Raw genomic sequence first — 23118 nt, forward strand, 5'->3', positions numbered from 1 at the left:
GCGAAAGCAAAAAATTTAGGTGGGAGATAAACTGCCCGTAAAAGCCCGATTGGTTCAACTAATAATCAGTGGGGGATGAAGAAAACCCCCACTGATTAAAGTTTCACTTTATTTCTTCGATTATGAAAGGGGACAAAATGAGTACCAAATGGATACAAAAGGAACATCATTTCACGTATTTCTTTCTATTATTCATCGCACTGCAACCTGTCTTAGATTTATTAACATCACTGTCCATTCAAACGTTACATATGGATGCAACGCTAAGTATTGTCGTACGTTTTAGCGTGATGCTTCTTACGATGATCTATCTATTTATTTATCAGAAGAATAAAAAGCCTCTCGCATATATTTGCCTACTAGGCGTTATCATGACAGCTGGACTTCTTAATAATCTCGTTGTAAAACATCCAATTTCACTTGGAGAAGAAGTTAAGTTCATGGCCAAATGTATGTATCCAATCGTTATGTTGTTCGGGTATATTCTTGTATTTAAAACTTTGCAAGGCAAGCAAAATTCGTACGATACATTATTACGGTATTTCTTATATGCCAGCTTATTCATGAGTATTGTCATGGTCATTTCCATCGCAACTGGAACAGACTATCAAAGTTATACAATTGAGAAAATCGGCTCGAAAGGATGGTTTTATGCCGCAAACGAAATTGGTGCCATTTTAGCCATTACATTCCCTGTTGTTGTCCTATATTCGATTCATAAGACAACTTCTTTTACGCAAGCATACTACTGGCTTCCGACAATACTAGCACTATATTCCAGTATTATGATAGGAACAAAGGTTGCATACATATCTAGTATTTTGACATTAGGAGTGGCACTATTCTTTTCGTTTATCGAATATATGATGAAGCGAAGCCGTCCGCAGCTTATTAATACAATTCTCGCCTTCATTGTATTAGGAGGCACTGCAATTGCAACGCCGTTTACTCCCATCGCCAAAAACATGGACATTCACTTACAATTCTATAACAAACAGCATGTAAATAAACAAGCAGAACAGCCTAGTAAACAAGAAGAACGAGCTTTAACAACTGGAGAAGTAAACAGTTTAATTTATAGTGATCGCGACAAATTTCTAAACGCACATCAAAAATATTTTCAAGAGGCACCGCTGTCACAAAAATTGTTAGGCATGGGATATGCCGGCAACTATAAAAAAACACCAAAAGTGATAGAAAGAGACTTCCATGACCTATTCTTTTGGTTCGGTATCATTGGATTTATCATGTACCTACTGCCATTTGTTTACTTTGGTATCAGACTTACGTTTCGCATTCTCACAAACTTCAAATCTATTTTAACGATAAAATATATGTTGCTTGGTACGGCAATCGTGCTTGCAATTGGCACCGCATTTACAGCTGGACATGTATTTACCGCACCAGCTGTCAGCATTTTCTTTGTTGCCTTGCTCGCTTATCTGATTGTGGACTTACAAGCAGAGTGATATAATGAACCATCATATTATTAATTACAATTACGGAGGGTTTATGATAACTTTTGAAGAAAAATTAACGATTATTGAATCATTTCCTGAGCTAGAAAGAAAAACTGTCTCTCTAGGACGAATTAACTTTCATTATGAAGAAAGTCGCCTAGATAAAAAGAACGTTGTATATCATTTACACCCGAATGGAAATGGGTTTGTCTATGCCGGGCATCTAAAAGGCTACAAAACAAACGATAAAGGAATGGTGAACATCCGCGATTTTTCAGCGGAAGAACTTCGCTCCTTACTTGAAAAATCAATTGCCGGCCTTTCACAAGAGCCAGTAGAAGAAGTTGCAATTGCGGAGAATTTTCAAGAAGAAGAGTGGGTAAATGAGGACAAGCATATCTTAACTCTTATTAAAGAAGATGAAGATATGTGGAACGTTTATGCTGGGATACAGTTAGATGGTACATTTAACTCTTACAAAGAAGCAGCACAATACCTTGATGAAGAAGGATTTACACGTAAATAAGAATGATGGGTTTGCAACGATATCGGCGCTATTCGCAATATATCGGCGACTTTTCGAATATATCAGCGATTTTTCTGATATATCGGCGATTCGACACAACTTAAAGACCCTTCGACAATATTCGATTCGCGAATAGTCGGGACACTAGTAGAAGGAGGCATCACCTCCTTCTTTTTCTTTTATCCTAACAGCGCAAGAAGCTCACTCAGTTCCTCCTCAGTCAAATCTCGCCACTGACCTGTCTCTATTCCACCTATTGTTATATTCATAATCCGAATGCGCTCTAACCTCGTAACGGTATAGCCAAATGCTCGGCACATCCGGCGAATTTGCCGGTTCATCCCTTGCGTCAAAATAATGCGGAATACACAATCGCTGATTCGATATATTTCACACGGATTTGTTTTTCCATCGCGAATCGTTACACCGCCAGCCATTCCTTTTAAGAAGGCATCATCAAATGGCTTATCGACTGTGACAATGTATTCTTTCTCGTGACCATATTCAGAGCGCATCATTTTATTTACGATATCGCCGTCATTTGTCATTAAAATTAATCCTTGTGATGCTTTATCTAAGCGGCCCACTGGAAAAATGCGTTCTGGATAATTAACAAAATCGATAATATTTCCTTCGATATGCTTCGCCGCTGTACAAGTAATCCCTACTGGTTTATTTAATGCAATATAAATCGGATGCGTCTTCTTAGGAATCGGTTTCCCGTCAACAAGGACAATGTCGTCAGGCTCTACTTCTTGTCCAGGCTCACAAATTTCGCCATTCACCGTAATTCTCTTTGCAGCAATGAGACGATCCGTTTCTCTTCTTGAATAATATCCTGTTTCACTAATGAATTTATTTATTCTCATGCAAAGTTCCTTTCCTTATTCACGCTTTTCCTATTCTATCATGAATCGGAAAGGCAAAAAAATGCACAGCTTCAACATCAAGCTGTGCATTCTCTTTCTATTAAGATTTCTTCGCTTCCTTCAAAGCTTCACGCAACACAAACTTCTGTAATTTCCCACTAGCATTACGCGGCAGTTCTTTCGCAAATTCGTAACGACGAGGACGTTTATAATCAGCTAATTCATCACTTTCCTTACAATAACGCTCTAATTCTCCTTCTGTTAATGACTCATCTTTCTTCACCACTACTGCGACGACGCGCTCACCCCACAGTTCATCAGGTTCTCCAAGTACAGCCACATCTAACACACCATCATGGCTATGCAAAAAGTCTTCAATTTCACGCGGATAAATGTTCACACCGCCGCTAATGACCATATCGTCAACGCGGTCCGCCACATATAAATAGCCATCTTTATCGAAATAGCCAAGATCACCGGAATGATACCAGCCTTTATACATGACTTTTTTTGTTGCTTCTTCGCGGTTATGGTATCCAGCCATCATACTTGGCCCGCGTACAATGATTTCGCCAACTTCGTAAGGTGCAAGGATATCGTCTGGTTCTGATGGTTCATCTTCACTTGACTTCACGATGCGCACTTCATGACTAAAGCAAGGTGTACCCGCTGATCCTGCTTTTGTAATTTGATCTTCTTCTACAAGAAAAGCAATAACAGGGCCAAATTCTGTCATTCCGTAAATTTGTACGAGATCGATATACAGACGTTCTTTACATTCTTTCACAAGCGCAGGCGCCATTGCTGCTCCGCCGTAAATTCCAATCTTCATCGATGTTAAATCATATTGTGTTAAATCTTCTTGCAGCATCATGTTCCACATTGTCGGTGCTGCAAAGAACGTTGTAATTTTTTCTTTTTGAATTGTTTCTAACACTGTTTTCGTATCAAAATGATGCAAAATCACATTTTTCCCGCCAACTTGAATGCGCGGCAAAATCCCAGCGTTTAATTCGCCGCAGTGATATAGCGGAGCAACAACTAACCCAACGCTATCACGTGTATATTTTAAATAATATGTACAAATCATACTATGCTCAGCCATATCACGGTGGCGATGCATCACTCCTTTTGGATTCCCAGTCGTACCGCTCGTATAAAGCATGGAGCAGTAATCCATTTCATCAACTTCAATGTAGGCCGGTTCTGTCTTTGCCTCATTTACTTTTTTATGATAAGAAGCGGCATAAGACGGTGTGTCCTCTTCAATGTACCAAAATGAAGTATGCGGGAAGTCACGTTCAATTAAAGCAATTGTTGATTCAACTTCTTTTTCAAAAACAACAACTTTAGAAGAAGCGTCTTGCAATATGTAGGAAACTTCTTTCGCTTTTAAGCGGAAATTAATTGGGTTAAAGATTGCACCAATCTTCGTACAAGCGAGGTAAATAGTTACAAATTCATGTGAATTATATAAATAAACAGAAACGCGATCGCCTTTTCGTACTCCTTCTGCAAGAAGTGCGTTTGCAGTTTTATTTATCTCCCTATCCCACTGTTTATATGTAAAGCGAATGTTTTTTGCAGGTTCTACTAACGCTTCTTTCTGTGGATATTTTTGCACAGCTAAATCAAAAATTCTGCCAACAGTCATATACATACCGCATATTCCCCCTTTTGAATTTTCATAATTTTATGAATTCGTTCACAAATAGACATTTCCTGCTCATTTTTACTTCCTTTTTCTGATCATTCTCGACAACCTTTTACAAAAAAAAAAAAAGAAACCGCCAAACTGGCAGTTTCTTATCCAAATAACTCTTGTAAAATTTTAAGTTTATCTTCTGTATACTTTATATAACCATCATTATATGATTTTGGATCTTTCGGGTTCGCAAAGTGCGTAATCGCCCCCGTCTTTGGGTGAACAAATTTACTTGATGCACCGCAACCAAGACCGATAATAGACTGCACTTCTTCCATAATCACAATGTTATAAATGCTTTCCTGACTTGGCATTGCATAGCCAACGTTCTCTAAGTTACCTAAAATATTCTTTTGACGATATAAATAATACGGTACGTAATTATGCTCTTCCGTCCATTTTTCCGCTTCGTGCATCATCGCTGTAATCTCTTCGCGGCCTGCTACTTTATATTTACGCTTATTTTGCGTCATTTCAGAAGCACGCTTAAAGGATAATGTATGCACCGTTAACGATTCTGGCATCAGCTTTTCTGTTTCTTCTAGTGTATGCTTAAAGATATCTAATCCTTCACCTGGAAGACCGATAATTAAATCCATATTAATATTATTCATACCCATTTCGCGAGCAAGGTGATACTTTTCAATCGTTTCTTCTACTGTATGATGACGTCCGATTGCTTTTAATGTTTCTTGATGGTACGACTGCGGATTAATACTAATGCGGTCGATATTCCATTTATTTAACACATCTAGCTTCTCTGGCGTAATCGTATCTGGACGCCCTGCTTCTACCGTTACTTCACGAACTTGCTTTACATCCGGGAACGACTCATACATTTCTTCATACAGCATGTCCATTTCTTCAGCTGTAATACTTGTTGGCGTACCGCCGCCGTAGTAAATCGTCGTTACTTTCACGCCTTTTTCTTTTAAAAACTTACCGATTTCACGAACTTCATAATGTAAACCGCCTAAGAATGAATCCACAGACCCTTGGCGTCCATTAATCGCATAAGCTGGGAATGTACAATATGCACATTTCGTTGGACAAAACGGAATCCCAATATAAATACTTACTTCTTCTTTTAAACGATATAAATCTGGAACAACAGCTAATTGACAATCCACAATACGCTGCATCAGCTCAATTTTTTCATCATGAATTAAATAGCTTTCACGCAGTTCATTATGCGCTGCTTCTTTTGTCATGCCGCTTTGCAGCATTTTATGAAGAAGCTTCGTTGGGCGCACACCCGTTAAGATGCCCCACTTTTGCTCCACGCCTGTTAACTGCTGAAGAACAGATAAATATACATAAGAAACAACATGCTTCACTTGTTTCATACGTTCCTTTTCTTCCGTAAAGGACGATAAATCTTTCGAAAACGTCTCTTCATACACGTTTCCTGTCGCGATTTCTGTTAAACGAGCAGAAGCCGTCACATTTCCTTCTATATTTATATCAACAATAATATTTGCATCTTCTTGTTCAAATGCTACCGTACTTTCTTCAAAAAATAAGCCGCTAATATTTTGAAGCGGACGTAAAAAACGATCATCTTGTAACGTTTTAATTGAAATTAACAACAATCATCACCTTTTCTATTTTCAAACTTCCTTTAGTTTACTTGAAGGGTGATAGGAGGTCAACAAGGAACTATTGGAGTGAAATAAACCCTCTTTTTTAGGGAGGCAAGAGCGTCTGGCCATGCATAGGAGCGGTCAGGGCCTTTTTCTGCCACGTGCGGCGCTAAAACAGAAGGACAAAGTGAGTGCAGGTCTCTTCTTGTTTGCATAGCAACAATTTATATGCAGAAAACAAGAGCATCTGGTCATGCATAGGAGCGGTCAGGGCCTTTTTTTGCCACGTGCGGCGCAGGTTACTAGCAGCGACTTATATGTTCTTCTAAGATACATTTATGTCAAATATCGCCGAATGATCTTTATATTGTGTCGAAAGGTCGATATATCCCAAAAATCGCCGATATATCCTCTAGAGCAGTCGATATATTAGAAATCTCAGGCGAATGCCTGAGATTTCCGATTACCATCTCTTTATTTGCAAGTGATTGTTTAAAAACTTAATTGGAAACTGCTTTCGGAAATGTTCTTTAATCATATATTGTACGCCATTTTCATCATTTGATCGTGTAATCCAATCGGCAGCTTTTTTCAATTCAATCGGTGCATTGCCCATTGCTACTCCTAATCCAACGCTTTCAATAACATCTAAATCTTCGAAGCTATCTCCAATCGCTACCATTTCTTTTAGCTCAATACCGAGATGCTCACCTAATAATTGCAGCCCGCGTAATTTTGATACATGAGGCGGTACGATTTCGATTTGTACTTTCCCGCATTCTATAAAATGCACATTTTCAAATGATTTTTGTAAAGTCGTAAACGCACGCTGCTTTTCGCTTTGACTTGCAAATGTCACATCAATTTTCGGGGCAGCCACCGGTTGATCACGCAGTGCATCGCCAAGCGAATCTACAAATTGAACTGGATAAAATAACGGATCCGAAGTGGATAAGACTGTTCGGGCAATTAAATTTGGTGTATGCTGCTGGCGATTACCAATCGAAAACCTTTCATGAGAAATGCGAACGTTACATTCAAAATGTTCGAGTACCTGCACAATATTAAATGTTGTTTCTTCTGATAATCGTTTTTGAATTAACGGTTTATCTAATGAAGATGAAATAAATGCACCTCCATGCGTCACCAATATCGAATCCAGTTTTAATGATTTCGCTACTTTGTGAGCAGATTGAAAATTTCGGTTTGTAAATAGCGTAACGTATACACCTTTTCTCTTTACAAATTCAATTGCTTCACGCGTTCCTTTTTGTAACTTTCCATTTGAAAGCAGCAATGTTCCATCTATATTAAGAGCTAACAAACGATAAATCATGATGTAGTACCTCCTTTTCTTAGCTGCACTGTTCTATCACTAATTTATGAAATGATGCTGTTAATTAGAACGAGTTGGAATTTGTGCAGTGAATTTGCTTTAATAAGATACAAAGCTATGAAAGGAGTTTTCTAAATGAAATGGCCACTCTCTTCGTATGAAGGCGACACATTAGACGTTGCGAAACGGTTACTTGGACATAAACTCGTTCACATTGTAGATGACATAAAACGAAGCGGAATCATTGTCGAAGTAGAAGCATATAAAGGACCTGATGATAAGGCGGCACATAGCTATGGCTGGCGCCGTACAGAACGAACAGAAATTATGTACGGGGCTCCTGGCCATGCTTACGTATATCTTATTTATGGGATGTATCATTGTTTTAATATCATTACAGCACCAGAAGGTATCCCGCAAGGAGTGTTAATTCGGGCATTAGAGCCAGTAGAAGGTATTGAAGAAATGAAGCAAGCAAGATACGGTAAACAAACGATTACGAAATCACAATTCAAAAACTTAACAAACGGACCTGGAAAGCTCTGCAAAGCACTGGGAATTACGTTAGAACAAAAAGGGCTTCTCCTTACGAGTGATGAGCTATATGTTGAACAGGTTTCTCCAGAACATCACCTTTCTCATACATATAACATCACCGCAGGCCCGCGTATTAATATTGATTACGCAGAAGAAGCGGTGCACTATCCATGGCGTTTTTACTTTCAAGATCATCCGTTTGTTTCGAAATAAAGTAAAACTTCCATCAGTGGTTTTTTTTTCATCCTCCACTGATGGAAAGCTCTCACCAATCGGGCTTTTACGGGCAGTTATCTCCCACCTATCTTCTCCGCTTCTCTCTTCTTAAGATGGGGGGCTTACTGCCGACGAATAACGGGATGAACGAAAAAGGTGTTTTCGATACATGAAAACACCTTTTCTTTCCATCACTTCGTATATCTCATATGCTTCTTTTGTTCACGAATATCTAATTCAGGAAGGTGTTCATGAACAAGGATGATGACTTCCTCAATTAACGATTCTAATTCTTTTATACTTTTTTCTGGATTGCCCATTAAAATAGTAGTCATTCGATCATGAAGATTTTCTGGTTTGATTGTCATGCGTTCAGTATTAAAAGGCATCCATTTAAATGCAGGGTGATGCACATACATTTGATTCAATCCAAATAGAACACCAAACAACTTCTTCTGCACCTCACAAATGACATCATAGAACATCAACCAATCTTTTCTTTTCAAAAGTGCTTCGCGGTTATTCCAACGATTCCCAAGCCAAAGATTTTCTGAAACCATATATTTGGAAAGTTCTACAGGATATTCTGCTACTTTATTTTTTAGCATGTTAACTTTTTCTTCTCCGTACAAGCTCACACCATCTTGAATAGAAGCCACAATACATTGTTTATTATAATCCGTTTCATACTTATCCACCACATCAGAAATGAAACGTTCCACTGCCAAAGATAAAAAGTTGCTTATTTCTAATTTAATACCTTCTTTCGTTATATAAGATTCAGACCACTCTTCCTCTTCATAAGGATAATAGGACAAAATCTGTCCTTCCACACGTTGTATAGGTGCCTGACGATCTTCATCTCCTGGTGCTCTTGACCACAAAATATGTAACTCTATATCAGAATTTTCATCATGCCAATTTCTTGATACAGATCCGGCTAAAATAATAGCTTCCACTTTCGGATTTTCTTTATATATAGCTGCCATCTCTATTGATTTCTGTATTAAATTCATGTCATTTCCCCCATAAAAATTTTAAACTCTCTCCCTAAGCTTTCATACAAATACTTTATTTCTACTAACAGAACACTAATTCCTTCTATTTAAATATTCCATCTTCATACTTGTACAGAAAAAGAAAAAACACTTCCTCGCTTACGAGAAAGTGCCTCTTTCTTATGATTGCATGTATACGTTATATAAGTCTTCAAGCGGCTTCATGATAATTTTGTTTACATCGCCGATTAAGACATTTAGACGTTGCTCTGCTTGCATTAAGTTTGTAATTTTTGCATTTTGTTGTACCATTGCTACAACTTCTTGCGCCTTTTGGTTATCTTCTTCTGTTAATTGCTCACCTTGCATCATTTTTTGCTGAAGCTCCATTTGCATCATACGGAAACGCTCAAATAGTTGTTTCGCCTCTGCGTCTGCTTGTACTTCTGCATAGCTCACTTTTAATGATTGAAAGTCTGGATGTTCTGCAATTGCTTTTTGTAATTCATACGCAACATCATGCATGTTTTTTGTCATTATATATATCCTCCTTGCAGTGTAATACATTATCACACTGTTTATATGTTTTCGATACTTACATACTCTTCCTACGATATCAGACTATGTATCATATGTGAAGTAAATTCACTTTATGACAGTATAATTAATAATAACCCTTGCAGGGCTCCAATTAAGCCGCCAAGTAATGCTCCTAAATACGTAATCATTTTCAATTTGCTTTGTAACTCGTTCTTCCATATGAATCATATCTAGCTTCTTTAACACTTCATGTAATGTTTGCTCGTTCATCAAAAGCTTGTCCGCTGCTGTTTGAGCCCAGCCGATGAGCTCTTGCTGAAACGAATCATTTGTTAACTTCTTCTCAATTCCTTCTGGTGTTAATAAATGATCGACAACCATCTTCCCTAATTGTACAGCTAACTCATCCCGGCGCTGCGGAATTAACCCAGGCGTAAACGGCACTCGAAACTTTCCAATATATTTTGGATGATGCGGTCGAAATAACATTTTAATCGCGAGATGATTCGTATATCCGTCGATGACCGCGCCTATTCCTGTTGTTGTTAATAAATTTAGCCACATATTCAAACTATATCAGCCTTCCGTTTCTCAAATATACATAAATCGCTGCTATACAGAACAAATCGTGACCGCTACTCGCTTTCTCCCTTTGTTTTCGAAAAAACTTCTATGTATGAAGGCAGTTTATCCCGCTATTTGTGGGGGATGAAGACCTCCCCCACGGATGGAAGTTTCACTTTATTACATATCCTTCATTATAACTGCTCTATAATGCGCCAGCAAACGAGATACTAGCCTACCTTTGAAAAATATTCCGTATAAAATCCAGAGCAATTGGTATAAGAAATATTTCTTTGAATATTAGTCAATTAGATACACGTTTAACTCCCTATGAAAGGAGGTTGTCTCATGATCCTCGGACTATTAACATCACGTTTCCATCATGAGCGAGAATACTACACAGAAATTGCAAAGCGTGCATGCTTCCATCACATTACCGTTGCACAGTTTACTCCCTTTAACATCAATCCAAAAACAGAGCTTGTCGACGGACTTCTCTTTGATGCCAATCAGCAGGATTGGATAGAGCAGCAATTTGTCATTCCATCTCACATATACAACCGATGCACATACAAAAATGAAAAAAATTTTAAAAAAGCACTCCCTATTATCAAATGGCTTCAAAGACGCCCGCAATCCTTATTTTTAAACGATGAACTTCCAAATGAAACCGATATGTATGAAATTCTTGTAAAAAACAAAAAACTAGCACCCTATGTTCCCTTAATAAAACACGCAAATGAAAAGACAACGTTACAACTATTACAAATGAAAAAAGATCTGGTTATAAAGCCGTTGCATTCACTTTCCAAACAAAATATGTACCACATTTCTTATCAAAACCGTCTGTTTCATGTTACTACATTAGAACGAAACCACTTTCTAACAAAAAAATTCCAAACAAGAAATACATTTTTATCTTGGTTACAATCATTGCTTCAAACATGTAAGTATACAGTACGGCCTATGGCGCAAACATCTCCTGTTCATATTCGCTCTCTTTTACAGAAAAACAAACAAGGTACATGGGAAGAGCAAGAAAAGCTAGTTCAAATAGACGACACACCTTGTTCTTTCTTATTTCCTCTTACAGAGCAAACACGTTTTATTCCGTTTACAAAGTGGCAACACCAACTATCAAAAATTGACTTTACATTATTACAAGATAGTTTACACATTATTACGAAAGAAACGCCCCAAGCTTTAGATGGCGTCACTTCTCACCTTTTTGAACTAGAACTTTCTATTATAATGGACAATAACGGCGCTGTTTGGCTATATCAAGTAGATACCAATCCTACTTACACCACTTTTATTCAACACAATGTTGATCTTGCTGAAAAAGTATACACAGCACCGCTTCACTATTACCGCCATATAAGCAGAAGCAAGAACAGTAAACTGGAGATGTAAATATTCTATAAAAAACCCGCCTCAACTTTTTGCTGAGACGGGTTTTCATATAAGCTGTACAGTGATTTCGGTTTGCTTTTCACAAAGCGGGCAATATAAAAGATGAAGGCAATACTGCTCTGAGTCATGTACAGATAGTCCATCAACTTTCTCTAGCAGTTCTTGATCCTGATATGCGCTATATGGTCCTAAATAATCGACCGCTTTCCCGTAATCTTGCAGTTGACTCTTACAATTAGGACAAGTATATTCTTTATACTCTAATGCATTACAAAGCGGACATATCGCCATTTTGATTCCTCCAAAAAAAGGGACGGTATTCCCGTCCCCTATAGCTATTTTCGTTTATTTTTGGAAACCACCTAAATGTTGCTCTGCATAAGACACAAGACGTTTTGTAATTTCACCGCCAACAGATCCGTTTGCGCGTGCTGTTGCATCTGGGCCAAGTTGTACGCCAAACTCAGTTGCGATTTCATACTTCATTTGATCTAAAGCAGCTTGTGCACCTGGAACTGCAAGACTATTGTTTCTAGCCATGTTATCTCACCTCCTTGTATTGGTGTATTCATAGTATGTAAAAGCATATTTTTTCTATCCAAACAAAACATGTGTAATTTTTGACATTATTTCATTTTACAAATTTTACAAAGTAACAACTCGCATATCTTTCTACGTATCATCCATACTATGAATACAATCACTCCACACGATGGATTAGTGCCAAACGGGGCAATTCTGGTTCAACTCCAGCTAATCCAACCAAAACTCACTCTAAGGAGGACATATACTATGACAAACCAACGTTCTAATCAATTAGTAGTACCTGGTGCAGAGAGCGCTTTAGACCAAATGAAATACGAGATTGCAACTGAATTTGGAGTATCATTAGGTGCTGATACAACAGCTCGTGCAAATGGTTCAGTAGGTGGAGAAATTACAAAGCGTTTAGTAGCAATGGCTGAACAAAGCCTTGGCGGATTTCAAAAATAAATATATATGGCAAAAAGGTCTCAAGCATCGCTTGAGACCTTTCTATATACATACAAGTTGAAAAAGGACATAAACCCTCTTTTTTAGTGGGCGAGAGGAACTGGCCATGCCTAGAAGCGGTCAGGGCCTTTTCCTGTCACGTCCGTTGTGAAAACAAAGCGAGCAAACGAGTGTATATCACTTTTTGTTTTACATAACAGCAACTCGGATGTTGAAAAATCAAAATAAATCTATATATTACTGCAGCATTTGTAAAAACTTCTTCGTACGCTCTTCTTTCGGATGTACTAACACTTCTTCCGGTGTTCCTTGCTCGACAATGACACCGCCATCCATAAAAATAACACGGTTTGCAATTTGATGTGCAAAGCGCATCTCATGCGTAACAATTACCATTGTCATCCCTTCCTGTGCAAGTTCGCGCATTACTTTTAGCACTTCTTGCACCAGTTCAGGATCAAGTGCTGATGTCGGTTCATCAAATAAAATGACTTGCGGCTCCATTGCCAGCGCGCGGGCAATCCCTACGCGTTGCTGTTGTCCACCTGAAAGCTGAAATGGATATAAATCCATTTTATCACCGAGTCCCACTTTTCTTAGAAAGTACTCTGCTTTTTCTTTTGCCTTCTCTTTTGAAACCTTCTTTACTGTGACAAGGCCTTCCATTACGTTTTCACGAGCTGTAAAATGCGGAAATAAATTGTGATGCTGAAACACCATACCTGTTTGCGTGCGCAAATTCACAATACCCTGCTTCGTCACTTTTCTCGAAAAATCAAGTGTTTCATCACCGATACGAATGACACCGCTATTTGGCGTTTCTAATACGTTTAGACAACGAAGCAATGTTGTCTTCCCAGAACCAGAAGGCCCAATAATCACAACGACTTCACCTTTATCTACATTCATATCAATTTGCTGCAAAACGGTGTTATCACCGAAACTTTTTTGTAAATGTTGAATTGAAATCATAGAAACAAAAACTCCTTTTAACAAGGATTATTTTAAAATATAACGCTCTGTTCGTTTTTCCAGCATTTGCTGTACAATCGATAATAAGAAACAAATGACCCAGTAAATCAGTCCTGCTTCTGTATAAACGATTAAGAATTCATAGTTTGTCGCTGCAATTTCCTGCGCTTTTCGAAACATTTCTGTTACTAAAATTAATGACGCCAGCGATGTGTCTTTAATCAAACTAATAAATGTATTGGAAAGAGGTGGAATTGAAACGCGCGTTGCCTGCGGCAAAATAACGCGGCGCAGTGCTTGCGGGTACGACATACCAATTGTATACGCAGCTTCCCATTGCCCCTTTGGAATCGATAAAATCGAAGCGCGAATAATTTCTGAAGCGTACGCTCCGACATTTAAAGAAAAACCAATAATGGCTGCTGGGAACGAATCAATTGTAATTCCAATCGTTGGAAGCCCATAAAAAATAATAAATAACTGAACAAGAAGCGGTGTACCACGAATAATAGATACATAGATGCGTGCAATCCATTCTAACACACGATTTCCAGAAATGCGGCATAGCGCTGTTAACGTCGCTAACGCCAAACCAATTATAAATGTAATCAATGTCAGCGGTATCGTATTGAAAAGAGCACCCTTCAGCATAGGCATGAAGGATGCTTTTGTGATATCAACCCAAACAGATAATCGATCTAAATCCAATATAGCATTACTTAGATACATCTTCACCAAACCATTTCTTCGATATTTTGTCGTAAGTGCCGTCTTTTTTCATGTCATCTAATGCTTTATTTACTTCCGCAACCAATTTGTCACTGCCTTTACGGAACATGAAACCACTTTTTGATGCTTCTTTTTCTGTATCAACAATTTTTACTTTTGCATCCGGTTTTGTTTTTAAGTAATTTAATACAGATAAACGGTCATTAATTGTGAAATCAACGCGGCCTGAGTTTAATAATTCAACCGCTTGGTTAAAGCCTTCTACCCCAACGATTTCTGCACCGTTTTTCTTCGCAATGTCGCTAAAGTTACTCGTTAAAGACTGTGCTGCTTTTAACCCTTTCACATCTGTAAATTTCGCTGGCTTGTCTTTATCTTTTGGAATAACAAGTACTGCTGAAGATGATACGTATGGATTAGAGAAGTCGTATTTCTTTTGGCGATCTTCACGAATTCCGACTTCGTTCGCAATCATATCAACACGCTTTGCATCAAGCCCAGCAAATAAGCTATCCCATTGTGTTTCTTTAAATACTGCTTTCGCGCCAAGACGCTTTGCTACTTCTTCTGCAATTTCAACATCAAACCCAGTCAACTTTCCACTTTCATCATGGAATGTGAACGGCGGGTATGTACCTTCTGTACCAACAACAAGCTCTCCGCTCTTCTTAATTTGCTCAAGCGCATCTTTGCTAGTGCCCTCTGCTGTATGATCTTTTTCTTGTTTTCCGCAACCTGCTACAACTCCCACAATCAGTAGTGCAAGTACGAAAAATGAAAGTAATTTTTTCATGATGACAATCCTCCAAGTATTCTGATAGGAATTTAAGAATAACATTAACTTATTCTATTCAATCTTGCAACATTTTTCAATCAAAATGTTTTCACTTAGTGTATCCTTTTCGTTCAAAATCAAACGTGTTGAACATCGCGGATATATCGGTGGGCACAAAAAAAGAACTTGCCTCCCTGGCAAGTTCTTCAAGAATCTAACACACAATATCCAATCATTCCGCATAATAACAAAAAGAACGCAATGTTAAAGGTAACTGATAATTCCTCCATTTCTATTCCCCCTTTCGTTCAACGTATCATATAAACAAAGGGAGAATACGTCCTACTTGTAAACATTGTTTTAAAATTATCTGAACATTGCGTGAACACTACGCACTTTGACTACCCGCAATTTGCGTTTTGTACATTTCATAGTAACGACCTTGCTTTTCCATCAACTCCTCATGTGAGCCCTTCTCAAGAATCGTTCCGCGGTCTAGTACGATAATTTGGTCAGCGCTTTTAATTGTTGATAAACGGTGGGCAATAATAAATGTCGTTCGCCCTTTTTTCACAACTTCGAGCGCCTGTTGAATCATTGCCTCTGTTTCCGTATCGATGCTGGATGTTGCTTCATCTAAAATTAAAATAGCTGGATCAAAGGCAAGTGCCCGGGCGAAAGAAATGAGCTGCCTTTCACCTGTTGAAAGCGTACTTCCTTTTTCCGCTATTTCTTCTTCAATGTTACTAGCAAAACGCTCTGCACCAACATCACGCAGCGCTTTCACAATCGTTTCCTTCGAAATTCGTTCTTGCTCTAAACTTACATTAGAAGCAACTGTTCCTGTAAATAGAAATGGATCTTGCAGTACAATTCCCATATGTTCGCGAATCGCTTGTTTTGGCACTTCTTTTATATCGTGTCCATCAATTGTGATGCTGCCTTTTTGAAATTCATAAAACTGAAAGAGTACATTCATAATCGAACTTTTTCCCGATCCGGTGTGCCCGACTAACGCAATTGTTTCCCCTTGCTTTGCTTCAAAGGAAATATTTCGCAGCACTTCATCTTTCCCGTTATAAGAAAACGAAACGTTATCAAAGCGAACATTTCCTCTTATCAACGGAATGTGCTCTTCCTGCACCGCTTCTCCCTTTTCATCTAACAATTCAAACACACGCTCAGCAGCAACGCGCGCTTGCTCTAAGTTCGCTAACTGATTCACCATATTTGTAATCGGCGAAAATAATCGCGTTAAATAATCAACGAACGCATATAACACACCTAATGAAATCACTCCTGCTGCACTTAATGATGCGCCGCCAAAGTACCAAATCACACCTGTAAATGCAATGTTGCGGAGTACACCAACTAAGTTATGAGACGTCGCTGCATTTAAACTTAAAATTTTATTTTGGTACATATAATACTCTTCATTTAATTGTTCAAATTCTTGTTTTGCCCTGTGCTCTTGACGAAACGCTTGAATGATTGGCATCCCTTGAATGGATTCATTCACTGTTCCATTAATGTCCGACAAGCGTGAGCGCATTTTATGATTGTATGCAGCTGCATATTTTCGGTAAAAAATCGCCCACACACATAAAATTGGAATAAGGATTAAACACATAAAAGCAAGCTTTACATCCAATAAGAACAAGGCAACAAAAATACCAATAATATAAATAAAGCTAGAAAAGAATGTCGATAATACCGTTACATATAGTTCGCGAATCGCCTCCGTATCATTTGTCACACGAGAAACAATTTTCCCGGCCGGCAAATGATCAAAGTAGCGAATCGGTAATGTTTGAATGTGAGAAAACACGTCTTCTCGCATAATTTGAATAATTTTATTCGCTGCTTTTTGTAAATAAAATTGTTTTCCATATGCAAAGAGAGACACAACAAGTAATAGTGCTAAATAGCCGCTTCCGAGTATAAGTAGTCGTTTTATTTCTGGCTGATAAAACGAGAAAACTTCTTTCCCTGTCAGCTTCGTTCCTTTATAGACTTGCGCAGCTTCCCCTTTCTGAATCGTCACCATATCTCCTTTTACAGACCGCGTTCCTTCAAATGAAAGTTTGTTAGGAATAAAATAATAGTCGCGGCCAATTTGAACAATGCGCACTTCTTTTCCTTTCTGCTCACCTGCTTCAAATCGATCGCTTCGTTTATACCAAGTGTTGTGATAAAAAACAGCATCATCTCCTTTTACTGTTTCATACCAAGTTTTTTCAACACCAACAATATGTTCATCAATCATCGTTTTTGCTACAAACGGCCCAGCTAATTCCGCAATAACGAAAATAAATAACATCGCTAAAGCAATTCCAATCGTTGCTTTTACTTTCATCGCATATTGAAATAATCGTTTTCCAACACTCATATTTTCACCTCGCCTTCTACGATTTCCCCTTGTTGCCTTTCAAACTGTTCTGTATACCAACCGCCCTTTTGAATCAGCATGTCATGCGTTCCTTCTTCAATGATTTCACCATTATCCATCACGAGAATCCAATCTGCATGCTGCGTTGCGGATAAACGATGCGTCGTAATAATCGTCGTTTTCCTGCTTCGTTCTTTCCTTATATTTCCAATAATTGCAGCTTCCGTTCTTGCATCAACCGCTGATAACGAATCGTCTAAAATTAAAATTTCTGGATTTTGAATGACTGCACGTGCAATGGAAATACGCTGTTTTTGCCCGCCAGATAGCGATACACCTTTTTCTCCAACAAGCGTTTCTAGTCCATCCGTCAAAAATTCCAAGTCTTTCGTAAAAGCAGCAATTTCAATTGCCTTTTGCAGCTCCTCTTCACTTGCCTCTCGGTTACCAAATAAAATATTTTCCCGCGCTGTTTTTGAAAACAGAATGTGTTCTTGCGGGACATATCCAACCCAGCTTAATACTTGATCGATGTGAATGTTTTGCAGCGGTATACCTGACACTGTAATTTCCCCTGTTCCGAGCGGATACTGGCGCAGAAGCTGCCGAATGAGCGTCGTTTTTCCGCTCCCTGTTTTCCCAACAATCCCAAGCGTTTCTCCTCTGCTAAGCGAAAACGAAACGTTCTTTAAATTTAGCGTAGAAGATGTCGGATATGAAAAAGATACATCTTCAAAATCAATACAATCTGGCTGATATACGCGAAGTGGTTTCTTTACGTTTTGTACATCTTGCTTATATGCTAACGTTTCATTTACACGATCAAGTGAAGCATTCCCGCGCTGCATCACGTTAATCAGTTCACCAATCGCAAACATCGGCCAAATCATCATACCAAGGTACACATTAAACGATACAAGTTCCCCAAGTGTTACCTCGTTTTGAAATACTAAAAACGCTCCGTACACAAGGCCAATTAAATAACTCATCCCAACAAGCATTTTCACTGTCGGTTGAAAAAGCGAATCAATTTTTGCGACTTTCATATTCTTTGCATACACATCTGTCACTAACGTATTAAAGCGCTTCTCATCTTCTCTCTCCTGTACATAAGCGCGAACCACACGTACACCAGCAATCGACTCCAGCACTTTATCATTCATATCTCCAAATGCATCTTGAGCAACTGTAAAGCGATCATGTAATTTCTTTCCATAAGCACTCACTGCATACGCCATAATCGGCAGCGGTAATAATGCTGCAAGTGTTAATTTCCAACTAATTGAAATGCCCATCATAAGCACAATTGTCAGCATATATAAACTCGAATCAACGAGCGTTAAAATACCAAATCCAGCTGTCATGGCAATTGCTTTCAAATCGTTCGTTGCTCTTGCCATTAAATCACCTGTACGGTTTTTCTGATAGAAAGTTGGCGTCATCTTCAGCAAATGTCCCATAAATTTGGAACGCATCGTTTTTTCAAGCACAAATGCACCGCCAAATAACTGATATTGCCACACATAAGAAAGTATATAACCGACTGCGGCGGCCCCGAGCAACATTCCTACATATTTCATAATCCCCGCATTTGTTAAATCCCCAGCTTTTATATCATCAATTGCTAATCCAATTAACTTTGGCGGGATCACCTCAACGACATTGACAATAAGTAAACAACCAATGGCAATACTATACCTTTTCCAATGCATTTTAAAAAACCACGTTAATTTTTGTAATACAGAAAACAATGTAACCTCTCCCTTCTCGTTGTTGTATAAACATAGACTCGTTATCCGCTATCTAGCGTCTCCGTTTTTACCATACGCACCTCATACTTTTCCATCGTCATTCCTACCTTTCTAAAATGAATTATTGTTCCTATACAGATGTATAGGAACAATCTAAAAAAAGGGACAAAAAAAGGCATACCGTCGCTTTAACGATATGCGAAAAACGCATAAAAGCGTACGTCACGGCACACGCAACGTACGCTTTCTTTTTAACTAACAAGAAGCGTTATTTGTCCGTAGAGGTTGCGTGATTATATTTATTGTGTAAAACACCTAAGCCATTCATATATACGATTACAATCATCACGCAAACCTCCTTCTTCTTTTATTTTCCATTTTTAATTGTATAACTTTAAAGACTTTTCTGTCAATTATTTTTTCATATAAATACAAATTGAAAAACCACTTTTTTTAGATGGGCAAGAGCTCCTGGCCATGCTTGGAGCGGTCAGGGCCCTTTTCTGCCACAGGCAATGTTAAAACAAAGCGAGAAAACGAGTGATCCGTTAATAATTCTTTAACAGAACTTTATTTTATAACAAAGAAAGCGAATGCAAAAACCATGCCAAAAATAGATTTCACAAACATTTCATTTGAATTCTTTTTTCAAACCTCATACAATCACCATATACTCACTCTTACAAGTCACTATATTTTTAGGAGGACTTACGATGCAAACTAGCAAGACGTATAAATTTTATATAAATGGAGAATGGAAAGAAAGCTCCTCGGGGCAAACAATCGACATTTCCTCTCCTTATCTTCATGAAGTAATCGGACAAGTACAAGCAATTACTCGCACGGAAGTAGATGAAGCGATTCAATTGGCGAAAGAAGCTCAAAAAGACTGGTCCGAAGCATCTCTTCAAGATCGTGCACAATATTTATATAAATGGGCTGATGAGCTCGTGAATATGCAAGATGAAATTGCCGATATCATCTTGAAAGAAGTCGGCAAAGGATATAAAGATGCACAAAAAGAAGTTGTTCGTACAGCTGATTTCATTCGTTACACAGTAGATGAAGCTATGCATATGCATGGTGAAAGTATGATGGGCGATAGCTTCCCTGGCGGCGCTAAATCTAAACTTGCGATTATTCAGCGCGCTCCGCTTGGCGTCGTTCTTGCCATCTCACCATTTAACTATCCTGTCAACTTAGCAGCTGCCAAGCTTGCACCGGCCCTTATTACAGGAAACGCCGTTATCTTTAAACCGGCTACACAAGGTGCAATTAGCGGTATTAAAATGATTGAAGCCTTGCATAAAGCAGGCCTTCCAAAAGGACTTGTTAACGTAGTAACAGGACGTGGTTCTGTCATTGGTGATTATTTAGTAGAGCATTCTGGCATCAATATGGTATCGTTCACAGGTGGTACACACACAGGAACGCATTTAGCGAAAAAAGCGGCAATGATCCCACTTGTCCTTGAACTTGGCGGAAAAGATCCTGGTATTGTACGCGAGGACGCAGACTTACAAGAAGCTGCCAAACATATTATTAGTGGGGCATTCTCTTACTCCGGTCAACGATGCACAGCGATTAAACGCGTACTTGTACATGAACATGTAGCAGATGAACTTGTTCGCTTATTAAAAGATGAAATTGCAAAGTTATCTGTTGGTTCTCCGGAACAAGACAGCACGATCGTACCATTAATCGATGATAAATCTGCTGATTTCGTTCAAAATTTAGTAGACGATGCAGTGCAAAAAGGTGCAACTGTTGTCATCGGCAACAAACGTGAGCGTAACTTAATCTATCCAACACTTCTTGATCATGTAACAGAAGATATGAAAGTCGCTTGGGAAGAGCCATTCGGTCCGATTCTTCCAGTCATTCGCGTTTCTTCTGATGAACAAGCAATTGAAATTGCAAACAAATCTGAGTTTGGTTTACAAGCAAGTGTATTTACAAAAGATATTAACAAAGCATTTCACATTGCAAACAAAATTGAAGCAGGCTCTGTTCAAATTAACGGACGCACTGAACGCGGCCCAGATCACTTCCCATTCATCGGTGTAAAAGGTTCTGGTATGGGCGCACAAGGTATTCGTAAAAGCCTTGAATCTATGACACGCGAGAAAGTAACCGTATTGAATTTGATGTAAAGACAGAAAACCTCTTTTTTAGGTGGGCGAGAGCACCTGGCCATGCGTAGTAGCGGTCAGGGCTTTTTTCTGCCACTTACAAAATTTAAAACAAAAAAACAAAGTAAAAGGAAGTAGAAAATAATTTCTACTTCTTTTTATATTTTATAAAAATGGTTGCTAGCACTATATTTCTCTCGCACACACTCTCTTTCATTTTCATATATATATATTAACTTCTGATAGAGAGGAGGCGGTTCTCATGGCATTCACAACATTAAATGGATTAAGAGAAGGCGACAGAATTCGTGTATTTTCAGCAGGACGTGAAATTGATGGTCAAGGTGTTTTCATTCGCGTAGAAAACAACTTCTTAATTTGGGTTGATAACCATGCAAATATTAACATTACAAGCTTAGATGAAATTAGCGTTAGCAGAGTTGGCTAATTACCTATAAAATTGTTAAACTCTTTCACCAAAAAATACTGAGTCTATATCAAAGAGGGTTATATAAATCCTTTTCAAATAGACTCTTTTTTATAATATGTTTTTCACTTTTCATATGACTAATGGTAGAATACAAAACATTCGTCACGGCAAACGGCTCTGCACAGATTAACGGAAGCAAAGGGTATTCGTAAGAACTTTGAATTTATGGCGCATGAGAAAATAACAATATTGAATGTAATGCAATTCTATAAAAATAGTTGCTATAACTACATTTCTCTTGCACACACTCTCTATCGTTTTCATATATTATATTAACTTTTGATAGAGAGGAGGCGGTTCTCATGGCATTCACAACATTAAACGGATTAAGAGAAGGCGACAAAATTCGCGTATTTTCAGCAGGACGCGAAATTGATGGCCGAGGCGTTTTCGTCCGCATAGAAAACAACTTCTTAATTTGGGTTGATAACCACGCAAATATCAACATTACAAGCTTAGATGCAATTAGCGTTAGCAAAGTTTGCTAATTATTCACAAATTGTTTAACCCTCTCACAAATAAGATACTGAGTCTATATTAAAAAGGGCTATACATACCCTTTTTGAATAGACTCTTTTTTTATAATACGCTTTACACTTTTTATATGACTAATAGTTAAATCATAATCTACGTTAATCCAATATAACCATTCATTTATACACTCAATAAAGATCCCTTCTATACTTGTTTCCCCGTCAAATACTTCTATCTTATCTCCTAAGGAAAAAAGAGGAGGTAATGCACTCTTTTCTGTTTTTTTACTTACATTCTTTTGTATATTATAGAGTAACCTCATACATTGTTCTAAAGAAGCTGCGAGTTCTTCATTTTGTTTTTTTAACTCCTCAATTGGATCCGGTTTTTCACACCTATATATTTCCTTTCCGCATATAAAACAGTTTCTCTTTAACCAGCTCTCCATCCGTTTATCCCTCTCAAATAAAGTGCTCTTTATGATAAAAGCTGCACTTTCCCCTTCTTTTATATACATATTGTATGATGCAAATCCAGAAGTTGTTTCATTATTTAAAACATACTTTATTATCACAATCATCTGATTATATTTATTTGCATTGACGAATAAAAATCCATTTGTTACCCTTGGTTATGTTAACTTTATATATAAATCCTCATTCGTAT

At 38.1% G+C, this 23118-nt stretch carries 22 protein-coding genes and 1 pseudogene; 8 read left to right on the forward strand and 15 right to left on the reverse strand.

The annotated features are described in order from the left end of the window. Positions 1-137 precede the first annotated feature (137 nt). Both BM350_RS15850 and BM350_RS15855 read left to right on the forward strand, forming a co-directional pair. Positions 138-1469, forward strand: a complete 1332-nt coding sequence (locus BM350_RS15850; RefSeq protein WP_090920645.1) for an O-antigen ligase family protein — start codon at positions 138-140, stop codon at positions 1467-1469. A 43-nt stretch (positions 1470-1512) separates the two neighbouring features. Further along, positions 1513-1986 (forward strand): hypothetical protein, encoded by a 474-nt coding sequence (locus tag BM350_RS15855; RefSeq protein WP_090920649.1) that lies wholly within the window; start codon positions 1513-1515, stop codon positions 1984-1986. A 179-nt stretch (positions 1987-2165) separates the two neighbouring features. Here BM350_RS15855 and BM350_RS15860 read toward each other — a convergent pair whose 3' ends face one another. The 4 genes from BM350_RS15860 to BM350_RS15875 form a co-directional block, all read right to left on the reverse strand. Further along, on the reverse strand, positions 2166-2855 hold the full coding sequence (locus BM350_RS15860; protein WP_090920652.1) for a pseudouridine synthase: 690 nt from the start codon (positions 2853-2855) through the stop codon (positions 2166-2168). 100 nt (positions 2856-2955) lie between these two features. Further along, the gene (locus BM350_RS15865; RefSeq protein ID WP_090920655.1) at positions 2956-4515 is read right to left on the reverse strand and encodes a fatty acid--CoA ligase; all 1560 of its coding nucleotides are present in this window, start codon (positions 4513-4515) and stop codon (positions 2956-2958) included. 146 nt (positions 4516-4661) lie between these two features. Beyond that, the gene (locus BM350_RS15870; protein WP_090920658.1) at positions 4662-6152 is read right to left on the reverse strand and encodes a coproporphyrinogen III oxidase; all 1491 of its coding nucleotides are present in this window, start codon (positions 6150-6152) and stop codon (positions 4662-4664) included. A gap of 454 nt (positions 6153-6606) precedes the next feature. Further along, on the reverse strand, positions 6607-7479 hold the full coding sequence (locus BM350_RS15875; protein WP_090918461.1) for a Cof-type HAD-IIB family hydrolase: 873 nt from the start codon (positions 7477-7479) through the stop codon (positions 6607-6609). A gap of 135 nt (positions 7480-7614) precedes the next feature. On the opposite strand from BM350_RS15875, the gene BM350_RS15880 reads away from it, so the two are divergent. After that, positions 7615-8229 carry a DNA-3-methyladenine glycosylase gene (locus BM350_RS15880; protein ID WP_090918463.1) on the forward strand — a complete coding sequence of 205 codons (615 nt, stop codon included), beginning with the start codon at positions 7615-7617 and terminating at the stop codon, positions 8227-8229. 194 nt (positions 8230-8423) lie between these two features. Here the strand turns inward: BM350_RS15880 and BM350_RS15885 are convergent, their stop codons facing one another. The 3 genes and pseudogenes from BM350_RS15885 to BM350_RS15895 all read right to left on the reverse strand — a co-directional run. Next, on the reverse strand, positions 8424-9248 hold the full coding sequence (locus BM350_RS15885) for a DUF4037 domain-containing protein (RefSeq protein ID WP_090918465.1): 825 nt from the start codon (positions 9246-9248) through the stop codon (positions 8424-8426). 162 nt (positions 9249-9410) lie between these two features. After that, positions 9411-9767, reverse strand: coding sequence for a YlbF/YmcA family competence regulator (locus BM350_RS15890; protein WP_090918467.1), 357 nt, complete (start codon positions 9765-9767; stop codon positions 9411-9413). A 189-nt stretch (positions 9768-9956) separates the two neighbouring features. After that, positions 9957-10334 (reverse strand): annotated as a pseudogene (locus BM350_RS15895) (DUF445 family protein); the annotation flags it as partial. A gap of 348 nt (positions 10335-10682) precedes the next feature. On the opposite strand from BM350_RS15895, the gene BM350_RS15900 reads away from it, so the two are divergent. Continuing rightward, the gene (locus BM350_RS15900; RefSeq protein WP_090918469.1) at positions 10683-11747 is read left to right on the forward strand and encodes a YheC/YheD family protein; all 1065 of its coding nucleotides are present in this window, start codon (positions 10683-10685) and stop codon (positions 11745-11747) included. 45 nt (positions 11748-11792) lie between these two features. On the opposite strand, the gene BM350_RS15905 is transcribed toward BM350_RS15900, so the two are convergent. Further along, positions 11793-12038: a hypothetical protein gene (locus BM350_RS15905; RefSeq protein WP_090918471.1), complete on the reverse strand. Its 246-nt coding sequence runs from the start codon at positions 12036-12038 to the stop codon at positions 11793-11795. 54 nt (positions 12039-12092) lie between these two features. Further along, a complete protein-coding gene (locus BM350_RS15910) occupies positions 12093-12287 on the reverse strand; it encodes an alpha/beta-type small acid-soluble spore protein (protein ID WP_090918472.1) in 195 nt (64 codons plus the stop codon). A gap of 252 nt (positions 12288-12539) precedes the next feature. Between BM350_RS15910 and BM350_RS15915 the strand changes: the two genes are divergently transcribed. Next, on the forward strand, positions 12540-12740 hold the full coding sequence (locus BM350_RS15915; protein ID WP_090918474.1) for an alpha/beta-type small acid-soluble spore protein: 201 nt from the start codon (positions 12540-12542) through the stop codon (positions 12738-12740). Positions 12741-12977: 237 nt separating this feature from the next. On the opposite strand, the gene BM350_RS15920 is transcribed toward BM350_RS15915, so the two are convergent. The 5 genes from BM350_RS15920 to BM350_RS15940 all read right to left on the reverse strand — a co-directional run bounded on the left by BM350_RS15920 (position 12978) and on the right by BM350_RS15940 (position 19356). Next, positions 12978-13712 (reverse strand): amino acid ABC transporter ATP-binding protein, encoded by a 735-nt coding sequence (locus BM350_RS15920; protein WP_090918476.1) that lies wholly within the window; start codon positions 13710-13712, stop codon positions 12978-12980. Positions 13713-13739: 27 nt separating this feature from the next. After that, positions 13740-14441, reverse strand: a complete 702-nt coding sequence (locus tag BM350_RS15925) for an amino acid ABC transporter permease (protein ID WP_090918478.1) — start codon at positions 14439-14441, stop codon at positions 13740-13742. Then, positions 14428-15234 (reverse strand): amino acid ABC transporter substrate-binding protein, encoded by an 807-nt coding sequence (locus BM350_RS15930; protein WP_090918480.1) that lies wholly within the window; start codon positions 15232-15234, stop codon positions 14428-14430. Before BM350_RS15930 ends, BM350_RS15925 begins: the two co-directional genes overlap by 14 nt. A gap of 370 nt (positions 15235-15604) precedes the next feature. Further along, complete coding sequence (locus tag BM350_RS15935) at positions 15605-17605, reverse strand: ABC transporter ATP-binding protein (RefSeq protein ID WP_090918482.1); 2001 nt, start codon at positions 17603-17605, stop codon at positions 15605-15607. After that, positions 17602-19356 (reverse strand): ABC transporter ATP-binding protein, encoded by a 1755-nt coding sequence (locus tag BM350_RS15940; RefSeq protein WP_090918484.1) that lies wholly within the window; start codon positions 19354-19356, stop codon positions 17602-17604. The genes BM350_RS15935 and BM350_RS15940 overlap by 4 nt, the downstream gene beginning before the upstream one ends. Before the next feature lie 713 nt (positions 19357-20069). Between BM350_RS15940 and BM350_RS15945 the strand changes: the two genes are divergently transcribed. The 3 genes from BM350_RS15945 to BM350_RS15955 all read left to right on the forward strand — a co-directional run bounded on the left by BM350_RS15945 (position 20070) and on the right by BM350_RS15955 (position 22466). Next, positions 20070-21509 carry an NADP-dependent glyceraldehyde-3-phosphate dehydrogenase gene (locus tag BM350_RS15945; RefSeq protein ID WP_090918485.1) on the forward strand — a complete coding sequence of 480 codons (1440 nt, stop codon included), beginning with the start codon at positions 20070-20072 and terminating at the stop codon, positions 21507-21509. 241 nt (positions 21510-21750) lie between these two features. Further along, positions 21751-21936 (forward strand): hypothetical protein, encoded by a 186-nt coding sequence (locus BM350_RS15950; RefSeq protein ID WP_090918487.1) that lies wholly within the window; start codon positions 21751-21753, stop codon positions 21934-21936. A gap of 344 nt (positions 21937-22280) precedes the next feature. Beyond that, positions 22281-22466 (forward strand): hypothetical protein, encoded by a 186-nt coding sequence (locus BM350_RS15955; protein WP_090918489.1) that lies wholly within the window; start codon positions 22281-22283, stop codon positions 22464-22466. A 59-nt stretch (positions 22467-22525) separates the two neighbouring features. On the opposite strand, the gene BM350_RS15960 is transcribed toward BM350_RS15955, so the two are convergent. Beyond that, on the reverse strand, positions 22526-22900 hold the full coding sequence (locus BM350_RS15960) for a hypothetical protein (protein WP_090918491.1): 375 nt from the start codon (positions 22898-22900) through the stop codon (positions 22526-22528). Positions 22901-23118: the final 218 nt, after the last annotated feature.

The organism is Bacillus sp. 103mf (assembly GCF_900116295.1).
GTDB classification, from domain to species: domain Bacteria; phylum Bacillota; class Bacilli; order Bacillales; family Bacillaceae_G; genus Bacillus_A; species Bacillus_A bruguierae.

Excerpts from the sequence above, each read along its gene's own strand:
- BM350_RS15850 (WP_090920645.1), top strand. The coding sequence starts at position 138 with ATGAGTACCAAATGGATACAAAAGGAACATCATTTCACGTATTTCTTT.
- BM350_RS15865 (WP_090920655.1), bottom strand. The coding sequence starts at position 4,515 with ATGTATATGACTGTTGGCAGAATTTTTGATTTAGCTGTGCAAAAATAT.
- BM350_RS15920 (WP_090918476.1), bottom strand. The coding sequence starts at position 13,712 with ATGATTTCAATTCAACATTTACAAAAAAGTTTCGGTGATAACACCGTT.
- BM350_RS15945 (WP_090918485.1), top strand. The coding sequence starts at position 20,070 with ATGCAAACTAGCAAGACGTATAAATTTTATATAAATGGAGAATGGAAA.
- BM350_RS15950 (WP_090918487.1), top strand. The coding sequence starts at position 21,751 with ATGGCATTCACAACATTAAATGGATTAAGAGAAGGCGACAGAATTCGT.
- BM350_RS15955 (WP_090918489.1), top strand. The coding sequence starts at position 22,281 with ATGGCATTCACAACATTAAACGGATTAAGAGAAGGCGACAAAATTCGC.
- BM350_RS15860 (WP_090920652.1), bottom strand. The coding sequence starts at position 2,855 with ATGAGAATAAATAAATTCATTAGTGAAACAGGATATTATTCAAGAAGA.
- BM350_RS15915 (WP_090918474.1), top strand. The coding sequence starts at position 12,540 with ATGACAAACCAACGTTCTAATCAATTAGTAGTACCTGGTGCAGAGAGC.
- BM350_RS15935 (WP_090918482.1), bottom strand. The coding sequence starts at position 17,605 with ATGAGTGTTGGAAAACGATTATTTCAATATGCGATGAAAGTAAAAGCA.
- BM350_RS15855 (WP_090920649.1), top strand. The coding sequence starts at position 1,513 with ATGATAACTTTTGAAGAAAAATTAACGATTATTGAATCATTTCCTGAG.
- BM350_RS15875 (WP_090918461.1), bottom strand. The coding sequence starts at position 7,479 with ATGATTTATCGTTTGTTAGCTCTTAATATAGATGGAACATTGCTGCTT.
- BM350_RS15885 (WP_090918465.1), bottom strand. The coding sequence starts at position 9,248 with ATGAATTTAATACAGAAATCAATAGAGATGGCAGCTATATATAAAGAA.
- BM350_RS15890 (WP_090918467.1), bottom strand. The coding sequence starts at position 9,767 with ATGACAAAAAACATGCATGATGTTGCGTATGAATTACAAAAAGCAATT.
- BM350_RS15910 (WP_090918472.1), bottom strand. The coding sequence starts at position 12,287 with ATGGCTAGAAACAATAGTCTTGCAGTTCCAGGTGCACAAGCTGCTTTA.
- BM350_RS15960 (WP_090918491.1), bottom strand. The coding sequence starts at position 22,900 with ATGGAGAGCTGGTTAAAGAGAAACTGTTTTATATGCGGAAAGGAAATA.
- BM350_RS15930 (WP_090918480.1), bottom strand. The coding sequence starts at position 15,234 with ATGAAAAAATTACTTTCATTTTTCGTACTTGCACTACTGATTGTGGGA.
- BM350_RS15880 (WP_090918463.1), top strand. The coding sequence starts at position 7,615 with ATGAAATGGCCACTCTCTTCGTATGAAGGCGACACATTAGACGTTGCG.
- BM350_RS15905 (WP_090918471.1), bottom strand. The coding sequence starts at position 12,038 with ATGGCGATATGTCCGCTTTGTAATGCATTAGAGTATAAAGAATATACT.
- BM350_RS15900 (WP_090918469.1), top strand. The coding sequence starts at position 10,683 with ATGATCCTCGGACTATTAACATCACGTTTCCATCATGAGCGAGAATAC.
- BM350_RS15925 (WP_090918478.1), bottom strand. The coding sequence starts at position 14,441 with ATGTATCTAAGTAATGCTATATTGGATTTAGATCGATTATCTGTTTGG.